Consider the following 19,320-nt stretch of genomic DNA (forward strand, 5'->3'; position numbering starts at 1 on the left):
ATTTACCATTGGAGGGAGTTTGGTTGCTGCGTTGTTCTGGGGTCATCGACGTTTAATTTTGCAATTCCTTTTACGAATGGCAGATTATCCATCGCGTGTTGACGAGCGGAATGGATAAATGCGTCAGTTTCAGGCTGATACTGCTCGCCTTCACGAACGGCAGCGTACAGTCTGCTCCATAAACCTTCTCCCAGTGTCTTAGTTACCACTAACCCTTGCCTTTCAAATGTCTCAACAACCCAATGTGGCAGGGCTGCGATTCCCATGCGGGCAGCGACCATTTGGATCAGTAACAGGGTGTTATCCACATTTTTCAACGTAGGGGCAACCCCCGCAGGCTGTAAGAAACGCCGCCAGATATCGAATCGCTGACGCTGAACGGGGTAGATCATCAAGGTTTCATCAATTAAATCTTTTGGCTGAATGTGCAATTTATTTGCCAGAGGGTGATCCGGAGCGACAACCAGTTTGACCTCATAATCAAATAGCGGTGTGTAGTGCAAATGACTCTCCGGGAGAATATCTGATGTTAAAACGACATCCAATTCTCGTTGCAGTAATGCTGGCTGTGGATCAAAAGTGACGCCGGATTTGAAATCCACATTGACTTGGGGCCAGGTTTCTCGGAAATGCTTGAGTGCCGGTGTCAGCCATTGAATACAACTATGGCATTCAATGGCGATACGTAGATTTGCTTGGCCCGGCTCTTTACATTCGCGGAGCGCGTTTTGAACCAGAGGAAGCACTTGTTCTGCTAGTCGTAATAAAATTTCACCCTGTGGCGTGAAGCGAAGCGGTTGACTTTTACGGATGAACAACCGGAAGCCAAGGCGATGTTCAAGATCGCTGAACTGATGAGACAAAGCGGATTGTGTTTGATGCAGATGATTGGCTGCTGCCGCTAATGAACCGTAATGACTCAATGATTGTAGTGTTTTTAGATGTTTTATTTCGATCATGAGAAACCTTCAGGATGATAATGAATAAATTGCGCTTGTGGTTTATACCTTACCTGTTGATTATGGATGTGTAAACATCTAGACGGCTAAAAATGACGGGATAATGAAATGACGATTATTAATCACACACTTGGCTTTCCACGTATCGGTTTGAAAAGAGAACTCAAAAAGGCTCAGGAGAACTATTGGGCAGGGAAAATTTCTCAGCAAGAATTATTGGAAACTGGCCGTGAGTTACGTGCCCGTCACTGGGAACAACAGAAGCAGGCTGGTGTTGATTTAGTGCCGGTTGGTGATTTCGCTTGGTATGATCATGTTCTAACCACTAGTTTACTGCTCGGTAATGTGCCGCCGCGTCACCAGAATCCAGATGGCACGATTGATCTAGATACACTGTTCCGTATTGCTCGCGGTCGTGCACCGACGGGTGAACCTGCCGCCGCCGCAGAAATGACTAAATGGTTTAATACTAACTACCACTATATCGTGCCGGAATTTCAGCAAGGGCAGGAATTTAAACTGAGTTGGACTCAGTTACTGGAAGAAGTAGATGAAGCGTTGGCTCTGGGTCATCAAGTGAAACCAGTTTTACTGGGGCCGGTAACTTATCTGTGGCTGGGTAAAGTGAAAGGTCAGGTATTTGATCGTCTCTCTTTATTGGAAGATATTCTTCCTGTTTATCAGCAAGTATTAGCTGAGTTAGCTAGACGGGGTATCGAGTGGGTTCAGATCGATGAACCTGCGTTGGTACTGGAACTGCCAGCAGAGTGGTTAGCCGCTTATCCGGTTGCTTATCAGGCGCTTCAGGGACAGGTTAAATTATTGCTGACTACCTATTTCGATAGCGTTGGTCACAATCTAGAAACGATCAAATCCTTGCCGGTACAAGGGCTGCATGTGGATCTGGTTGCTGGTCAAGATGATATCGCGCAACTGAATGAGTCATTGCCAAAAGAGTGGGTGCTTTCCCTTGGTGTGATTAATGGTCGTAATGTATGGCGTGCTGATTTAACCGCAAAACATCAGTTGATTAAGCCATTAGTAGATAGCCGTACATTGTGGATCGGTTCTTCCTGTTCTCTTCTGCACAGTCCTATTGATCTGAATGATGAGACTGCGCTTGATGCCGAGGTGAAAAGCTGGTTTGCATTCGCATTGCAGAAATGTGAAGAGTTAGCCCTGCTGGCTGCGGCATTGAATCAGCCAGAAGGCGGTAAACAAGCGGAATTGGATGCTTACAGTGCGCCAATCCGCGCCCGTCGTGAATCTAAACGGGTAAATAATCAGGCTGTTACTGAACGCCTTGCGGCAATTAATCCACAGGACAGCGAGCGTAATCAGCCATACCCACAGCGTGCGGAAATACAGCGTCAGCGCTATAACTTGCCATTGTGGCCGACAACAACCATTGGATCGTTTCCACAAACGACGGAAATTCGTGGTTTGCGTTTGGATTTCAAAAAAGGCCGGGTAGATGGCGCAAGTTATCGCACCAATATCTGTGAACATATTAAGCAGGCAATTAACGAACAGGAACGTTTAGGATTAGATGTATTGGTTCATGGCGAAGCTGAACGTAACGACATGGTGGAGTACTTCGGTGAACACCTCGACGGTTTTGTCTTTACGCAGAATGGTTGGGTTCAGAGCTATGGCTCCCGCTGCGTTAAACCACCGGTGATTATTGGTGATGTCAGCCGTCCTGAAGCTATCACGGTAGAATGGGCTAAATATGCTCAATCACTAACGGAGAAACCTGTCAAAGGGATGTTAACCGGTCCGGTGACGATTCTCTGTTGGTCATTCCCAAGGGAAGATGTCAGCCGTGAGACGATTGCTAAGCAGATTGCATTGGCACTGCGTGATGAAGTGGACGATTTGCAAGAAGCGGGTATTGGTATCATCCAGATTGATGAGCCAGCATTGCGGGAAGGTTTACCACTGCGCCGGGAAGAGTGGCAGGCTTATCTTGATTGGGCAGTAGAGGCATTTAAATTGAATGCTGCAATTGCTAAAGATGGTACACAGATTCACACTCATATGTGTTATTGCGAGTTCAATGACATCATGCCTTCCATCGCAGCATTAGATGCGGACGTGATTACCATTGAAACTTCCCGTTCAGATATGGAGTTGTTGGATTCATTCGAAAACTTCTCTTATCCGAATGAGATCGGGCCGGGTGTTTATGACATTCATTCACCTAACGTACCTAGTGTTGAATGGATTGAAGCACTGCTACGTAAAGCGGCTGATCGTATTCCAGTCGAACGCTTGTGGGTTAACCCGGATTGTGGTTTGAAAACCCGAGGTTGGACTGAAACTCGCCAGTCACTGGCAAACATGGTACAAGCGGCGAAACGTCTTCGTGAATCAGTGAAATAACTCATCCAACAATTTGCCTGTCACCTTTAATTGGTGACAGGCATTTTTCATAAAATAATCTTTCTTTTTGCAGTAGTGCATAGTGATGCGAGCTTAGCCGGGATCTTTTCTATTACCAAACTTTTAGTAACTTATATATGCCATATTGGTATTTGTAAAAGTACATTTTATTAACAAAATAACTCGGGTATTAACAAGATGGAAGCATTGTAATAGAAACTTAATAATTAAAGAGAGGATTATATGGATGTTAATAATTTGCAAGGTAAGAAAAGTAGCTCTCGAAGAAATTTTTTGAAAAGTAGCGCTGCTATTACGGCGACTGCTGCGCTTGCTCCGATGAGTTTAGCTCGTGCGGAAGCAAAATTATCATCACAACATGGAATAGGCATATGTACGCTTGCGCCAGAGCAGATATCAGGGCCGTATTTCCGAAATGACAAAATTGTAAGAAGGGATATTACTGATTCAGAATTAGGAATACCTTTTTTATTGAAAATTACTGTCATGGATGAAAAAACATGTAAACCCGTTGATAATTTATTTGTTGATATCTGGCATTGTAATAGTCGGGGGAAATATTCCGGTTGGACTTATATCAGTCCCGATGTAGTACCTAACGTTGAGGGAATAGCTTCTTCCAATAGAACTGATGATAAAAGTTTTCTAAGAGGAGCTCAACCATCGGATAAAAATGGGGTAGTTAATTTTACGACTATTTATCCCGGCTTTTATGCTGGTAGAGCGACTCATATTCATATTGCAATCAGAAAATTGAGCACAAATATAACTGACAAAGAGCATTTTGCTTTCGTGGGGCAAATGTATTTTCCAGAAGAGATCAATTCAGAGGTTTATAAATATGAACTGTATTCAAGACGGAGGGTAATCAGAACTAAAAATAATGAGGATACATATTTTAAAAATATGAATGGTCATCTCTCAGAAATAAAAGTAACAAAGATAGACGAATCTGATATTAACCGTGGGATACTAGGTGAAATAATTCTATCAATAGACTTGGACAATGTGTCTAATTTTATAACTAAAGATGATTTATATTCCCATACGGTATGACCGGTTTTATTGAATAAACTAAATTTCAATGTAATAACAGCTGAAATTATAAAGTAACCTATGTAAATGGTGTGCTGATTAATAATTTAATAAAGTATTAGGTACTTGATATTTACATATGGATATTGTGCAGGCACAGAGGGATTATCTTTACTGTTTGATTGATATTATCAGTAGAGCATACTGTCTGTGCCTGTCATTTTCTGAAAGGGAAACTTTCAGTCTCGCAAGCAAAATGTCAAATTAATGAGTTGCGCCTCCATTAACGGTGATATCTTCACGGTTTTTTAATGCTTCATCGATAGCAATTTCCAGTGCGGTTATAACTGTTTCTAGGGCCATGCTCGGAGCACCTGAATACCGAACTGCTTGTTCAGGCAGATAAGGAATATGGATAAATCCACCGCGTATTTCAGGATTGGAGCACGCCAGATGATGTAACAAGCCATACATGACGTGATTACAAACAAAAGTGCCTGCGGTTTGTGAAATAGAGGCAGGGATTCCTGCTTCACGCAAACCCTTGACTATTGCATTGATCGGTAACGTGGCGAAGTAGGCGGCAGGGCCTGTTGTGACTATGGGGGTATTGATAGGTTGATTGCCTTGATTATCAGGAATACTAGCGTCATTGATATTAATTGCCACGCGTTCCACGGTAATATTTGGTCTACCGCCTGCCTGTCCTACGGCAATGACCAGATCAGGTTGTACATCATCAATAGCAGCATACAGACAAGCTAGGGAGACGTCGAACACACATGGAAGCTGACGCGCTTCAACGCGGGCTCCACATAATTCTCGCCCCTGTAATTGTTTGGCTGCTTCCCAGGATGGATTAATCGTTTCTTTGTCGAAAGGCTCGAAACCTGTAATTAAAACTGTTTTTTGTGTCGTCATCGATAGTGCCCTTAATTATGATAGAAAGAGTCTAATATATCTATACCCGTCATCTTTCAAGCTGCTTCTTTGTTGGCTGCACTCACTCACCCCGGTCACATAGTTCTCTATGCTCCCGGGGATTCGCTCCCTTGCCGTCGCGATCCATCTTGAAATCCATAGGGTATAAACAATATGCATTCTATAAAAAGATAACTGTGATATTTATATTTGGTAATTGTTTTATTTTTGTTGAAAATATAATTGTAATATATTGGTAAATAAGCAAGAAAATTGTTTATTAGTCATGGAAGTAAAATACAATTAATTTTTTAATATGTTCATCATAAGAAAAAGTTATTTTTAAAATAGTCTAGCTTATTGCGTTGTTGATTTATAAATTTTAGGAGAATATTTCAATAACGACAGTGACTTATATTTGGTTAAGTTGATAGTTTATTGTAAGTATTTTTTTATGACAGGGGTGTGAAACGATAATTTTTTCTTTTTGAGGGGAGGGATATTAGCCTCTATTAACTCTTAGGGAGAAAATATTTCAATGAGATAATCTGAGATATATTTTTTTCGGTATGTTTGAAGTATAAATATAACTAAACAATGGATTGCTTTTTCCATAATACAAACTTAATTCCAGTTAGTTTGTGGACGGAAGAAAACACCCTGTTTTTTACCCGTTTTATGTCTGTTTTGTGATTTATATCTCAAAATAATGTATGTTTTTCTTTTTTATATTACTTTGAAGTGACATTTATCACTAAAAGATGTCTAAATGCTCAATACAGTAGATCCCAACTAATTTCATTATAAATTCTTCTTGCTGAGGAGTCTGATATGTCTGATGTATTTCACTTAGGTCTGACCAAAAACGACCTACAAGGCGCAACTTTAGCTATTGTTCCGGGTGATCCGAAACGTGTGGAAAAAATCGCAAGATTGATGGATAACCCAGTTCATCTTGCTTCTTTACGTGAATTTACGTCATGGCGGGCAGAAATTGATGGTAAAGCTGTCATTGTGTGCTCTACGGGTATCGGTGGCCCATCAACTTCTATCGCTGTTGAAGAATTAGCGCAATTGGGTGTGCGTACTTTTTTGCGTATCGGCACAACAGGTGCAATTCAGGAAAATATCAATGTTGGTGATGTGTTGGTGACTACCGCTGCTGTTCGTTTGGATGGCGCTAGTCTGCATTTTGCTCCGATGGAATTCCCGGCGGTTGCCGATTTTGAATGTACGACTGCTTTGTACGAAGCAGCAAAAGATTTAGGTGCAACGGTACATGTGGGGGTAACGGCCTCTTCCGATACTTTTTATCCTGGTCAGGAACGTTACGATACCTATTCTGGCCGTGTTGTGAGCCGTTTCAAAGGTTCAATGGCTGAATGGCAGGCGATGGGGGTCATGAATTATGAAATGGAATCGGCAACTTTATTAACAATGTGTGCAAGCCAAGGACTGCGTGCGGGGATGGTTGCCGGTGTTATTGTTAACCGTACTCAGCAGGAGATTCCTAATGTTGAATTACTTGAGGAAACAGAAAGTAACGCATTAGGAATTGTAGTAGAGGCTGCTCGCCGTTTGTTGTAAATCATACTTTTTGGGCCGGAGTATTCCGGCTCACTCTTATTTTAAAGAGAAATCTGTTAATGTCTTAACACCTAACAATTAATTAAGAGTCATCATGATCACAACATCTTTATTGCATCCATCAGTGCTTCCACTCAATGGAGGGATTAATTTTCGTGATTTAGGCGGTAAAAAAGTCGCGAATGGTGGAAAAATCAAATCAGGTTTACTTTTCCGTTCTGGTTCTCTGGATCGCTTAACAGAAAAAGATCAATCTTTTCTGGCAAATAAAAATCTCTTTCAAATCATAGATTATCGTGATATCAGTGAAGTAGAGGATAAGCCTGATTTGATATGGAATGGCGCTAATTATTATCACGCCCCGGCCAACCCCTTATCTGATGAAGTGAATGCGAATTTGGAAAAATTAGCGTCCGAGATGTTGGAACAATTTAATCCTCAGGCATTTATGTTCCGTCTTTATGAATTATTGCCTCTAAAAAACTCAGCCTATAAGACATTGGTTAAGTTACTGCAACAACCGGAAAAAGGGGGAATCGTCCAGCATTGTGCGGTAGGTAAAGACAGAACCGGTGTAGGCTCTGCTCTGGTATTATTTGCATTGGGGGCTGATTTGGATACGGTAATGGAAGATTATTTAGTGACTCACTCTACTTTGGCTCCTTACCGTGAATATTTGTTAAATGAGCATGCGAAAACCATGAGTGATGATCTGGTGGATAAATTCGCTTATGTTTATTCCGTGAGAGAAGAGTTTTTAATGACGGCATTAAACAGTATTAATCAGCATTATGGCAGTGTAGATATATGGCTGGAGAAAGATCTTGGCCTTGATTTTGCTGCTCGTAAGAAATTACAAGGTTATTTCCTTGAATAAAAAGTTGGTTTAATTCTGGTTAATGCAGTGGTGGTTAAATTGAATGTGGTATTACCCGTTATCTTTCAAGTTGCCTCTTTGTTGGCTGCGCTCGCTTACTCCAGTCACATAGTTCGCCATGCTCCCGGGGATTCACTCCCTTGCCGTTGCGATGCATCTTGAAATCCATAGGGTATATTAATCAATATAGGAATATGAATTTGAGTCTTCATGAAATAGTTGATCTGGTAATCGCTTTTGTTAAAGCTCATGATACTTGGATCATGCCGATTGTTTTCTTGCTCGCTTTTGGTGAGTCTCTGGCTTTTTTCTCTTTGTTATTGCCTGCAACGATAATATTGCTTGGATTGGGGGCATTAATAGGTGAAAGCGGCCTTGATTTCTGGCCAATTTGGTTGGCAGCCGCCGCGGGGGCTTTTTTGGGCGATTGGGTATCTTATATTGTAGGCGCCCATTTTAAAGGTGATGTTGGTAAAATTTGGCCGATTTCCCGTAAACCGCAATTACTGACACGAGTACACCATTTCTTTGAACGTTGGGGTATCTGGAGCATTTTCTTTGGTCGATTCTTTGGGCCTTTCCGTGCAATTGTGCCATTAGTCGCGGGTATTTGTGCCATGCCATTGCGTTATTTCCAGATAGCGAATATCTGTTCCGCACTTATCTGGTCTTTTGGCGTATTAGCGCCAGGCGCGTTTGGTTTGCAATGGTTAGTGAAATGGGTGAGTTAATTGGGAGCGGCTTCGCAGACTGAACCATCTGTATAAATCATTCTGGACATCTATACAGTGACAATTTAGTTTATCTGGTCTAAGCATTAGATAGAGGAAGTACCGGTGGGTATCCAGTTGTTATATACGTTGATAGGTACACTTGGCGGCCTGTTGGGCGGTGGTATTCTCGTTTGGTTCTCCGTTCATCAACGTATTCAACAGCAAGAGTTGGAATTACGGAAATTGGACAGCCAGCTTGCCGTTGCCAATGAGAAACTTGAACAATCCGCTTATTGGCGGGTTGAATGCGAACAATTGAACCAGGAATTACGGGCTCAGAGAGAAGTCAATAGCGTGCAAGAATCTGAACTGCGGGAAGTGACGACCCGTCTGGAAGAGAGTCGCTTTGCGGCTGAAGAGAAACAGCGGTTGCTGATCAACAGTGAACTACGTTTGAATACGCAATTTGAGAATTTGGCTAACCGTATTTTTGAACAAACGGGTCGCCGTACTGATGAACAAAATCGGCAGAGTCTCAATACGCTTTTAGCGCCATTTCGCGAACAGCTTGATGGCCTTCATCGGCAGGTACAGGAGAGTTTTGGTCAGGAAGCCCGTGAACGTCATACGCTTGCACATGAAATCCGAAATTTACAGCAACTGAATGTCCAGATGGCGCAGGAAGCTATCAATCTGACGAATGCCCTTAAAGGTAATAATAAAATTCAGGGAGATTGGGGCGAAGTTGTGTTATCCCGTATTTTGGAAGCCTCTGGTTTACGAGAAGGGCATGAGTTTTGTACTCAGGTAAGTATCAAGGTAGAGGATAACCGCCGTTTCCAACCTGATGTAATTGTTCATTTACCGCAAGGGAAAGATGTGGTCATTGATGCCAAAATGTCGCTGGTTGCTTATGAGCGTTATTTTAACAGTGGCGATCGGCATCAGCAGGAGTTAGCCCTTCAAGAACATATCGACTCAATTAAAGGCCATATTCGTGGTTTGAGCCGCAAAGATTACCAACAATTGCCTGGGCTGAAATCGTTGGACTATGTATTGATGTTTATTCCGGTTGAACCCGCTTATCTGGTTGCGCTTAACAAGGCGCCTGAGCTGCTTGATGAAGCACTTAAACACAATATTATGCTAGTTAGTCCATCAACATTGTTGGTTGCTGTACGTACTATTAATAACTTGTGGCGCTATGAGTATCAAAGCCAGAATGCGCGTTTAATCGCCGATAAGGCCGCCCGTATGTACGATAAAATGCGTTTGTTTGTCGAGGATATGCAAGGTTTGGGGCAAAGCTTGGATAAGGCTCAACTTAATTACCGACAGGCAATGAAAAAACTGACTGAGGGGCGTGGCAACCTGATAAGTCAGGCAGAGGGTTTTCGTAATTTAGGTGTTGAGGTGAAACGGCCGATTGATCCCGAACTGGTTGATAAGGCCAGCCAACCATTCTGTGCTAATGATTAATACCAGGATAGGGTTTTACCTGAAAGGCTGATACACTTTTATAACGCTTTGAATAAAAAATGGGCAAATAACATGGTAGACCAAACGAAACAAACCACACATTTTGGTTTCCGTACTGTAGCAAAGGATGAAAAAGCAGGCATGGTGGCTGATGTGTTTCATTCTGTTGCGACAAAATACGATTTAATGAATGATTTAATGTCGTTTGGCATCCATCGTATTTGGAAGCGTGTGGCTATTGATGCCAGTGGTGTGCGTCGAGGTCAGCGGATACTTGATTTAGCTGGTGGTACCGGAGATCTGACCGCCAAATTTTCTCGTATAGTTGGTGAGAAAGGTGAAGTTGTTCTTGCTGATATCAATGAATCTATGTTGAAGGTTGGGCGTGAGAAATTACGTGATGCTGGTATTGTTGGTAATGTCAGCTATGTGCAAGCCAATGCGGAAGCGTTGCCTTTCCCTGATAACTATTTTAATTGCATCACTATCTCTTTTGGTCTGCGCAATGTTACCGAAAAAGAAAAAGCCCTGCGTTCTATGTTTCGGGTGTTGAAGCCGGGTGGACGTTTATTGGTACTTGAGTTTTCTAAACCTTTGTTCACACCGTTGAGCAAAGCGTATGATGCTTATTCTTTCCATGTGCTGCCAAAAATTGGTCAGGTTTTTGTGCAGGATGCTGATAGTTATCGTTATCTGGCGGAATCCATCCGTATGCATCCTGATCAGGAAACGCTTAAAACGATGATGGAAGAGGCTGGTTTTGAGCAGGTGACTTATACCAATATGACTGGCGGCATTGTTGCACTACACAGAGGTTTTAAATTCTGAGATGGAAAGACCATCACTGAGTACAGCTATTAATTCCACACTTACGCCGGTTTTAACCGCAGTGATGGAAACATCATTGAATTACCTGTTGTACCGTGAACCGGTGTTAAGGCCAGCCCGTATGCGGCTGGTAGACAAAGTTTTGTCGATTGAATTAAAAGAAATGAATACACCACTTACATTGGTGTTTAGTGAGAAACAGGTAGATGTATTAAGCCAATGGGGCGAATCTGCCGATTGTACGGTTAAAACTCACTTTTCTGCTTTGCTTAAGCTACGGGATCGCCAACAAATTTCCAAGTTGCTCAATAGCGGTGAAATGGTTATTGAAGGGGATATGCAGGTTGTTCAGCAATGGTCTGCTTTATTAGATATGGTTGAATGGGATTTGGCCCATTATCTTTCTCCTTATTTCGGGGATATCGCTGCCGAAAGTATTAATCAAGTCCTTAAAAAAGGATTTCAGTTTGTTTCCGGTTCAATGGAATGCCAGAAAAATTATCTGGCGGAAGCGTTAACAGAAGAATGGAAACTGGCCCCAAATCAGCTTGAAGTGGCTTATTTCAGTGAAGAAGTTAGCATGTTGGCCAAAGATATCGAGAAAATAGAACAACGATTGGTAGTGTTAGAGGAAAAATATGACTCCAGGTGAATTAAGGCGCCTTTATTTGATCATTCGGGTTTTTCTTTCTTACGGATTGGATGAACTCATTCCTCGGATTCGCTTAACCTGGCCTCTTCGTTTTGGTCGTTATTTATTGTTCTGGATACCGAATAGACATAAAGATAAAGCACTTGGAGAGAGACTGCGACTTGCCTTACAGGAATTAGGGCCTGTTTGGATTAAATTTGGACAGATGCTTTCAACACGGCGTGATCTGTTTCCTCCCGCGATAGCGGATCAACTGGCATTGTTGCAAGACCGAGTTGCCTCTTTTGATGGTGCTCTGGCGCGTCAATATATTGAAACTGCTTTAGGGGGACCACTGGAAACCTGGTTTGATGATTTTGAACCTATTGCTCTGGCCTCTGCTTCAATTGCTCAGGTCCATACAGCTCGGTTAAAAGAGAATGGACAGGAAATTGTTATCAAAGTCATTCGTCCTGATATTCTGCCGATTATCAAAGCGGATATCCGGTTAATGTACCGTCTGGCTAATTGGGTACCAATGTTATTGCCCGATGGACGCCGTTTACGTCCTCGTGAAGTTGTGCGGGAATACGAGAAGACGTTAATTGATGAACTGAATTTGCTGCGTGAAGCGGCTAATGCAATTCAACTCCGCCGTAATTTCGAAAATAGCTCAACGCTGTATGTACCGGAAATTTATTCTGATTATTGCCGTGAAAATGTTCTGGTGATGGAGCGAGTTTATGGTATCCCTGTCTCTGATATTGAAGCATTAGAAGCGCAGAATACCAATATGAAATTGCTGGCCGAACGGGGAGTACAGGTCTTTTTTACGCAGGTTTTTCGCGATAGTTTCTTCCATGCGGATATGCATCCGGGAAATATTTTTGTCAGCTATGAACGTCCTGAGGATCCGTTTTATATTGGTATTGATTACGGTATTGTTGGTTCTCTTAATAAAGATGATAAACGTTATCTGGCTGAGAATTTTATTGCTTTCTTTAATCGTGATTACCGGAAAGTTGCTGAACTTCATGTGGATTCAGGTTGGGTTCCTAGTGATACCAATGTTGAAGATTTTGAATTTGCAATCCGTACAGTTTGTGAACCAATATTTGAGAAGCCACTGGCTGAAATTTCATTTGGTCATGTACTTCTGAATCTATTTAATACTGCGCGTCGTTTTAATATGGCAGTGCAGCCGCAGTTAGTTCTGCTACAAAAGACGCTTTTGTATGTAGAAGGTTTAGGACGGCAGCTTTATCCACAGCTTGATTTGTGGAAAACAGCAAAACCCTTTCTGGAGGAGTGGTTACATAGCCAGGTTGGATTGCCTGCTGTTATCCGGGCGTTGAAAGAAAAGGCGCCTTATTGGGCAGAAAAGTTGCCAGAACTACCTGAATTAGTGTATGACAGTCTTCAGCAGCATAAACATTTGCAAGTGAGCATTGAGAAGTTATCAGGTCATTTGAAAGGGCAACAGATAAAACAGCGACAGTCTCAGTATTTGCTTGGTGTTGGTGCGACATTGTTTCTCTGTGGCAGCTTGTTTTTGTTGTCTGGCTTGGCAAATATTCCTTGGTTGTTTATAGGCGCGGGTACCGTTTCATGGTTGTTTGGCTGGTGTCGTCTGAGTAAAATTGAGTAAAATTTGTCTTATGACAGATTTTTTTGAAGGTCGGTTATAGTTCGTCGTGTATATATACCCTAAAGATTTCAAGATGCATCGCGACGGCAAGGGAGTGAATCCCCGGGAGCATAGCGAACTATGTGACCGGGGTGAGCGAGTGCAGCCAACAAAGAGGCAACTTGAAAGATAACGGGTATAATGAGCTATTAAAATAATTCCTGTTAAATAGAGGTAAATCAGAATGGGCGGTATAAGCATTTGGCAATTACTCATTATTGCGGTCATTGTGGTGCTGTTGTTCGGCACGAATAAACTCCGTACTTTGGGTTCTGATCTTGGAGCATCTATTAAAGGTTTTAAAAAGGCGATAGGGGATGATAATCAGCCTCAACAGGCTCAAAAAACCAGTAATGATGCCGATTTTGAGACGAAAAACATTACTGAAAAACAATCTGTAGCTCAGTCTGAAACATCTGAGAGCAAAAACAAAGAGCAGGTATAAACCGTGTTTGACATTGGTTTTAGCGAGCTGCTGCTAGTTATGGTCATTGGCTTGGTGGTTTTGGGGCCAGAACGGCTACCGGTGGCGGTAAAAACAGTTGCTGGTTGGATCAGGGCACTGCGCTCTTTAGCTACTAACGTCCAAAATGAGCTGGCACAAGAGTTGAAGTTGCAGGAGCTCCAGGAAAGCCTGAAAAAAGTTCAAGAAGAAGCGGGGTTACAGAATTTATCTCCGGAACTAAAAGCTTCGATGGATGAGCTAAAAGAAGCTGCTGAGTCTTTGAAAAAAGCATACCAAAATGAACCTGACGCAGAGAATATGAAAGCATCAGGAATAAATGAGGCAGCACAAAAGCCGGCAGCATCTCAGGTTGCGGTTTCATCTAAGCCTTCAGCTCCAGTTGATGATCAAACGGCTTCTGCAACGAAGAAAAAAACTTCTGATTAAGTTAATGGTGAACACTAAAACATGGCTGTTGATGATACCCAACCACTTATCAGTCACCTTATTGAACTGCGTAAGCGAATTCTAAACAGTTTATTGACTGTATTAGTGGTTTTTTTAGCATTGGTTTATTTTTCTAACGACATCTATCAAATGATTTCTGCGCCTTTGATTAAGCAATTGCCTCAAGGTGCCAGTATGATAGCGACAGATGTCGCTTCTCCCTTTTTTACGCCAATAAAACTGACCATTATGGTGTCGATATTTGTATCTGCGCCTATGGTTCTCTATCAAGTATGGGCATTTATTGCACCTGCGTTATATAAACATGAACGCCGCTTGATGATCCCTCTGCTTGTTTCCAGTAGCTTGTTGTTTTATTTAGGGATGGCATTTGCTTATTTTGTTGTATTTCCGATTGCTTTTGGATTCTTTGCTAAAACGGCACCAGAAGGGGTGCTGATTGCAACGGATATCAGCAACTACTTAAGCTTTGTTATGGCACTGTTTATGGCCTTTGGTGTCTCTTTTGAAGTACCTGTTGCCATTATTTTATTATGCTGGAGTGGGGTAGTTACTCCTGAGTCCTTGAAGAAAAAGCGTCCGTATATTTTGGTCGGTGCTTTTGTTGTTGGCATGTTGTTAACGCCGCCGGATGTTTTCTCGCAAACCTTGTTGGCTATTCCTATGTATCTGCTGTTTGAACTGGGGATTTTGCTCTCCCGTTTTTATACTGGACAGCGGAAATTGGGAGATCGTTCAGAGGAAGATGAACAGGAAACGCCAGAAGTGAATACGGAAAAGTGATAATAGTAATCTTAACATGTTGTTTTGTAGTGCTAAGATAATTAACACGAAGCGATAGCATATTAATTAACCCAGCGCGAGTGCGCTGGGTTTGAGTTAGGAGAGCTATATGAGCTATGCATTTCCAGGAACTTTCCCTGGTCGACGTATGCGCCGGTTGCGCTGTCATGATTTTTCCCGCCGTCTGGTTGCTGAAAACCAATTAACTGTTAATGACTTAATCTATCCTGTATTTGTGATGGAAGGCACTAATCGTCGTCAAGAAGTGCCTTCTATGCCAGGGGTGTATCGTCTGACGATGGATCTTTTGCTGAAAGAAGCTGAAGAGATTGCCCGATTGGGGATTCCTGTATTGTCTCTGTTCCCCGTGATTGAAGCAGATAAAAAATCTCTGGGTGCGGAAGAAGCTTATAGCCCTGATGGGTTGATTCAACGTACGGTTCGTGCGTTGAAAGATGCTGTTCCTGAACTAGGGTTGCTAACTGATGTGGCATTAGATCCATTCACGACACATGGTCAGGATGGGATCATCGACCAGGATGGCTATGTAATGAATGATGTCACCAAAGAGATCTTGGTCAAACAGGCATTGTCACATGCAGAAGCTGGTGCTGAGATTGTAGCGCCGAGCGACATGATGGATGGGCGTATTGGTGCAATCCGTGAATTGTTTGAAGCGGAAGGATATGTAAATACTCAAATTATGGCTTACTCCGCTAAGTATGCTTCTGGTTATTACGGTCCATTCCGTGATGCAATCGGTTCAAATCGTAATCTGAAAGGGGGTAACAAAAAAACCTATCAGATGGACCCTGCGAATAGTGATGAAGCATTGCAGGAGATTGCACAGGATTTGCAGGAAGGCGCTGACACTGTAATGGTAAAACCAGGTATGCCCTACCTGGATGTTATTCGCAGGGTAAAAGATACATTCGGTGTACCAACCTTTGCTTATCAAGTATCTGGCGAATATGCCATGCACATGGCTGCTATTCAGAATGGTTGGTTACAGGAACAGGTAATTGTGGAGTCTCTGCTATGTTTCAAACGCGCAGGAGCAGATGGTGTACTAACCTATTTTGCGAAACAGGTTGCTCAACAGTTAAATGAACAGAAACGTTAATATTTGATAAAAAACGGGCGAATGTAAATTCCGCCCGTTTTTTATTTGGTTAAATTTTCACAAACTGCTTATTATCAAGTGCCTTAGGTAATTGTTTATTCAGAATATTAAGTAACAGAATAGAACGGGTTTCCCCATCTGGCTCATTGTAGATAGCTTGCAATCCTTCAAAAATTCCTTCGGTGATTAATACGGTATCGCCCGTCACAGGTGTGTCTGGTGATACATATTCTTGTTCAGTTGCTGATACGATCTCTTTAATCAACGTTTCCGGTACGATAGCCGGGTGTACGCCAAAACGGACAAAATGGCTAACACCGCGTGTTGAATTGATAGTTGTAGTATGAATAACTTCAGGGTCAAACTGAACGAACAGATAATTAGGAAAAAGTGGTTCTATATTCACAGTACGTTTACCACGGGTTATTTTTTCAATTCTCGCGGTAGGAGTCAGGCAAGCAACATCCTGTCGTTCCAGATTTTCTATTGCTCGTGAAATTTGCCCACGCTTACAGTAAATGAGGTACCAGTTTTCCATCTTTATTTAACCTTGATCCAATGACTATTAAGCATAGCAAAATAGAAAAGGGCGTTACAGGCATTATCTTAGTGATAATTGTTTAATGATGCATATTTATTGTTATGAGTAGATCTTATGTTTTTCAGTAAAAAAGCGATAAGTAATATTTTGATAAGTGACAGATAAAGTAATTAATATAAAATCGATTGTTATTTGTTCAATAGATATTAATAAAAGAAAAATATCAGTATTTCTGTTGAGTAATTGCAAAATTTGATAGTCATTGAGTCGTCATATGGAAAATCTGTGATGAACGACTGGCTATATTTTGTGCTGTGAACCCAGAGGAGATAGTTATAGCATTATTTCTGTGGTAAGAGTGAAGGTATCAAGATGTACCAGAGCAAGATGTTCCAACTAAGCATCTTACTGAGTAATTTGATGCTCAAATATTAACTCATTAGGCTCCATTGCTTTGTATTTGACTTTAAGGTCGCAAGGTTGAATTAACCCCGTTGCTTTTTAGTAACTTATTGGTTTACTTTGTAGTCTTCTGAAAAAAACACAAAAAAGCTGAGTGGGATGGCTTATAATGTTTTCCCCCTTAAAAACCGGCATAAATGAATAGTATGAAATACCGTGATTTAAGAGATTTTCTAGCCTTATTGGAGCATAAAGGTGAGTTGAAACGCATCAGTTTTGCAGTTGATCCTTATTTGGAGATGACTGAGATTGCAGATCGTACCCTTCGCGCTGGTGGGCCTGCCTTGTTGTTTGAAAATCCCAAAGGTTATTCGATGCCTGTATTGTGTAATTTGTTCGGTACTGCTGAGCGTGTTGCTATGGGGATGGGGCAGAAAGATGTTAAAGCTTTGCATGATGTAGGTAAGCTATTAGCTTTTTTGAAAGAACCCGATCCTCCGAAAGGTTTTCGTGATTTACTGGATAAGCTACCGAAATTTAAGCAAGTCCTTAATATGCCAACTAAACGGCTTAATACTGCGCCTTGTCAGGAACATGTTTCGGTTGGTGACGATGTAGATTTAACTCGTATTCCTATCATGCACTGTTGGCCAGAGGATGCTGCGCCATTGATTACTTGGGGGCTGACAGTCACTCGTGGCCCGAATAAAGAGCGGCAGAATCTTGGTATCTATCGCCAGCAAGTATTAGGTAAAAATAAACTCATTATGCGCTGGTTATCTCATCGTGGTGGTGCGCTTGATTTTCAGGAGTGGTGTCAGGCACATCCAGGAGAGCGTTTCCCGGTGGCTGTTGCCTTGGGGGCTGATCCTGCGACAATATTGGGGGCTGTGACGCCGGTTCCTGACACATTATCGGAATATGCATTTGCCGGATTATTAAGAGGATATAAAACAGAAGTTGTGAAATGTCTTTCAAGTAACTTGGAGGTGCCAGCAAGTGCTGAGATTGTATTGGAGGGGTATATTGAGCCTGGGGAGTTAGCTCCAGAAGGGCCATATGGTGATCATACGGGCTATTATAATGAAGTCGATATGTTCCCGGTGTTCACTGTGACACATATTACTCAGCGTCATGATGCTATTTATCATTCGACTTATACTGGCCGCCCGCCAGATGAACCTGCTGTGTTGGGGGTTGCATTGAATGAGGTGCTGGTACCGATTTTACAAAAACAGTTTCCTGAAATTGTCGATTTTTATCTGCCTCCTGAAGGTTGTTCCTATCGTCTTGCCGTCTTGACTATGAAGAAACAATATCCGGGTCATGCCAAGCGAGTCATGATGGGGGTTTGGTCATATCTACGGCAATTTATGTATACAAAGTTTGTTATTGTTTGTGATGATGATATCAATGCCAGAGACTGGAACGATGTCATTTGGGCAATCACTACGCGAATGGACCCGGCAAGAGATACAGTATTAATGGAGAATACTCCGATAGATTATCTCGATTTTGCATCGCCAGTTTCAGGATTAGGTTCGAAAATGGGAATGGATGCAACGAATAAGTGGCCGGGAGAGACGCAGAGGGAATGGGGACGTCCTATTGTGATGAGTGAAGAAGTGCGTACCCGCGTCGACAAAATCTGGGATGAATTAGATATTTTAGGACCATAAGAGGGAACGCATGACAACACTGAGCTGCAAAGTAACCTCTGTAGAGGCTATTACTGATACGGTTTATCGGGTACGGTTACTTCCCGATTCTCCGTTCTCATTCCGCGCCGGTCAGTATCTGATGGTGGTAATGGATGAGAGAGATAAACGTCCGTTTTCAATGGCATCAACGCCTTCAGAAAAGGAGTTTATTGAATTACATATTGGCGCTTCTGAACTGAATTTGTATGCGATGGCTGTGATGGATAGAATTCTGGATCAGAAGATGATCAATATTGATATCCCTCATGGTAAAGCTTGGTTCCGTCAAAGCAGCGCTAATCCGCTGTTATTAATTGCCGGCGGTACGGGGTTTTCTTACACCCGTTCAATATTACTGACAGCGTTAGAAGAACAACCTGAACGTCAGATCTCTATGTATTGGGGAGGCAGAGAATTACAACATTTATATGATCTTGCTGAATTACAGTTACTTACAGAGCGCTATCCTAATTTGAAGGTTGTTCCGGTTGTTGAACAATCAGAGAATGGTTGGTGTGGACGTACAGGAACAGTGCTTAAAGCAGTACTAGAGGATTTTGGTAGTTTGGTCAATTATGATATTTACATTGCTGGGCGATTTGAAATGGCAAAAATTGCTCGTGAGCGCTTTTGTGGTGAGCGTGATGCTTCCGCTGACAACATGTATGGTGATGCTTTCGAATTCATTTAAAATAATAAAAAAACCCGCCCCTGACAGGCGGGAATTACGGCAAC

General features: G+C 42.1%; 18 protein-coding genes. 15 read left to right on the forward strand and 3 right to left on the reverse strand.

Features of this window, described 5'->3' with window-relative positions:
* Window positions 1–2: 2 nt before the first annotated feature.
* On the reverse strand, window positions 3–959 hold the full coding sequence (gene metR / locus BA1DRAFT_RS09440) for an HTH-type transcriptional regulator MetR (RefSeq protein ID WP_036778256.1): 957 nt from the start codon (window positions 957–959) through the stop codon (window positions 3–5).
* Between the two features lie 108 nt (window positions 960–1,067).
* On the opposite strand from metR, the gene metE reads away from it, so the two are divergent.
* Together metE and BA1DRAFT_RS09450 are read left to right on the forward strand one after the other, a co-directional pair.
* Window positions 1,068–3,344: a 5-methyltetrahydropteroyltriglutamate--homocysteine S-methyltransferase gene (gene metE / locus BA1DRAFT_RS09445; protein ID WP_036778257.1), complete on the forward strand. Its 2,277-nt coding sequence runs from the start codon at window positions 1,068–1,070 to the stop codon at window positions 3,342–3,344.
* A gap of 243 nt (window positions 3,345–3,587) precedes the next feature.
* Window positions 3,588–4,421: an intradiol ring-cleavage dioxygenase gene (locus BA1DRAFT_RS09450; protein WP_036778259.1), complete on the forward strand. Its 834-nt coding sequence runs from the start codon at window positions 3,588–3,590 to the stop codon at window positions 4,419–4,421.
* Between the two features lie 243 nt (window positions 4,422–4,664).
* On the opposite strand, the gene pcp is transcribed toward BA1DRAFT_RS09450, so the two are convergent.
* Window positions 4,665–5,321 (reverse strand): pyroglutamyl-peptidase I, encoded by a 657-nt coding sequence (gene pcp, locus BA1DRAFT_RS09455; RefSeq protein WP_036778260.1) that lies wholly within the window; start codon window positions 5,319–5,321, stop codon window positions 4,665–4,667.
* An 831-nt stretch (window positions 5,322–6,152) separates the two neighbouring features.
* Here pcp and udp point away from each other — a divergent pair.
* The 11 genes from udp (at window position 6,153) to hemB (ending at window position 15,942) form a co-directional block, all read left to right on the forward strand.
* Complete coding sequence (udp, locus tag BA1DRAFT_RS09460) at window positions 6,153–6,908, forward strand: uridine phosphorylase (protein WP_036778262.1); 756 nt, start codon at window positions 6,153–6,155, stop codon at window positions 6,906–6,908.
* Between the two features lie 94 nt (window positions 6,909–7,002).
* Window positions 7,003–7,785 carry a tyrosine-protein phosphatase gene (locus BA1DRAFT_RS09465; RefSeq protein WP_036778263.1) on the forward strand — a complete coding sequence of 261 codons (783 nt, stop codon included), beginning with the start codon at window positions 7,003–7,005 and terminating at the stop codon, window positions 7,783–7,785.
* Between the two features lie 194 nt (window positions 7,786–7,979).
* Window positions 7,980–8,516: a DedA family protein gene (locus BA1DRAFT_RS09470; RefSeq protein ID WP_420865126.1), complete on the forward strand. Its 537-nt coding sequence runs from the start codon at window positions 7,980–7,982 to the stop codon at window positions 8,514–8,516.
* Window positions 8,517–8,681: 165 nt separating this feature from the next.
* Window positions 8,682–9,977: a DNA recombination protein RmuC gene (gene rmuC / locus BA1DRAFT_RS09475; RefSeq protein WP_420865127.1), complete on the forward strand. Its 1,296-nt coding sequence runs from the start codon at window positions 8,682–8,684 to the stop codon at window positions 9,975–9,977.
* 72 nt (window positions 9,978–10,049) lie between these two features.
* Window positions 10,050–10,805 (forward strand): bifunctional demethylmenaquinone methyltransferase/2-methoxy-6-polyprenyl-1,4-benzoquinol methylase UbiE, encoded by a 756-nt coding sequence (ubiE, locus tag BA1DRAFT_RS09480; RefSeq protein WP_036778265.1) that lies wholly within the window; start codon window positions 10,050–10,052, stop codon window positions 10,803–10,805.
* A gap of 1 nt (window position 10,806) precedes the next feature.
* The gene (gene ubiJ / locus BA1DRAFT_RS09485) at window positions 10,807–11,457 is read left to right on the forward strand and encodes a ubiquinone biosynthesis protein UbiJ (protein ID WP_036778266.1); all 651 of its coding nucleotides are present in this window, start codon (window positions 10,807–10,809) and stop codon (window positions 11,455–11,457) included.
* Entirely contained in the window at window positions 11,444–13,084 is a 1,641-nt protein-coding gene (gene ubiB, locus BA1DRAFT_RS09490) for a ubiquinone biosynthesis regulatory protein kinase UbiB (RefSeq protein ID WP_036778268.1), read from the forward strand. The genes ubiJ and ubiB overlap by 14 nt, the downstream gene beginning before the upstream one ends.
* Window positions 13,085–13,307: 223 nt before the next feature.
* A complete protein-coding gene (tatA, locus tag BA1DRAFT_RS09495; RefSeq protein WP_036778270.1) occupies window positions 13,308–13,568 on the forward strand; it encodes a Sec-independent protein translocase subunit TatA in 261 nt (86 codons plus the stop codon).
* A gap of 3 nt (window positions 13,569–13,571) precedes the next feature.
* Window positions 13,572–14,015 carry a Sec-independent protein translocase protein TatB gene (tatB, locus tag BA1DRAFT_RS09500; protein WP_036778272.1) on the forward strand — a complete coding sequence of 148 codons (444 nt, stop codon included), beginning with the start codon at window positions 13,572–13,574 and terminating at the stop codon, window positions 14,013–14,015.
* A 21-nt stretch (window positions 14,016–14,036) separates the two neighbouring features.
* Window positions 14,037–14,819: a Sec-independent protein translocase subunit TatC gene (gene tatC / locus BA1DRAFT_RS09505; protein ID WP_036778273.1), complete on the forward strand. Its 783-nt coding sequence runs from the start codon at window positions 14,037–14,039 to the stop codon at window positions 14,817–14,819.
* Window positions 14,820–14,928: 109 nt separating this feature from the next.
* Window positions 14,929–15,942 (forward strand): porphobilinogen synthase, encoded by a 1,014-nt coding sequence (gene hemB / locus BA1DRAFT_RS09510; protein ID WP_036778275.1) that lies wholly within the window; start codon window positions 14,929–14,931, stop codon window positions 15,940–15,942.
* A 49-nt stretch (window positions 15,943–15,991) separates the two neighbouring features.
* Here the strand turns inward: hemB and rfaH are convergent, their stop codons facing one another.
* Window positions 15,992–16,480: a transcription/translation regulatory transformer protein RfaH gene (rfaH, locus tag BA1DRAFT_RS09515; protein WP_036778277.1), complete on the reverse strand. Its 489-nt coding sequence runs from the start codon at window positions 16,478–16,480 to the stop codon at window positions 15,992–15,994.
* Window positions 16,481–17,091: 611 nt separating this feature from the next.
* Here rfaH and ubiD point away from each other — a divergent pair.
* The gene (ubiD, locus tag BA1DRAFT_RS09520; RefSeq protein ID WP_036778278.1) at window positions 17,092–18,564 is read left to right on the forward strand and encodes a 4-hydroxy-3-polyprenylbenzoate decarboxylase; all 1,473 of its coding nucleotides are present in this window, start codon (window positions 17,092–17,094) and stop codon (window positions 18,562–18,564) included.
* Window positions 18,565–18,574: 10 nt separating this feature from the next.
* Window positions 18,575–19,276 carry an NAD(P)H-flavin reductase gene (gene fre / locus BA1DRAFT_RS09525; RefSeq protein WP_036778280.1) on the forward strand — a complete coding sequence of 234 codons (702 nt, stop codon included), beginning with the start codon at window positions 18,575–18,577 and terminating at the stop codon, window positions 19,274–19,276.
* Window positions 19,277–19,320: the final 44 nt, after the last annotated feature.

Source organism: Photorhabdus aegyptia (assembly GCF_000612035.1).
GTDB classification, from domain to species: Bacteria; Pseudomonadota; Gammaproteobacteria; order Enterobacterales; family Enterobacteriaceae; genus Photorhabdus; species Photorhabdus akhurstii.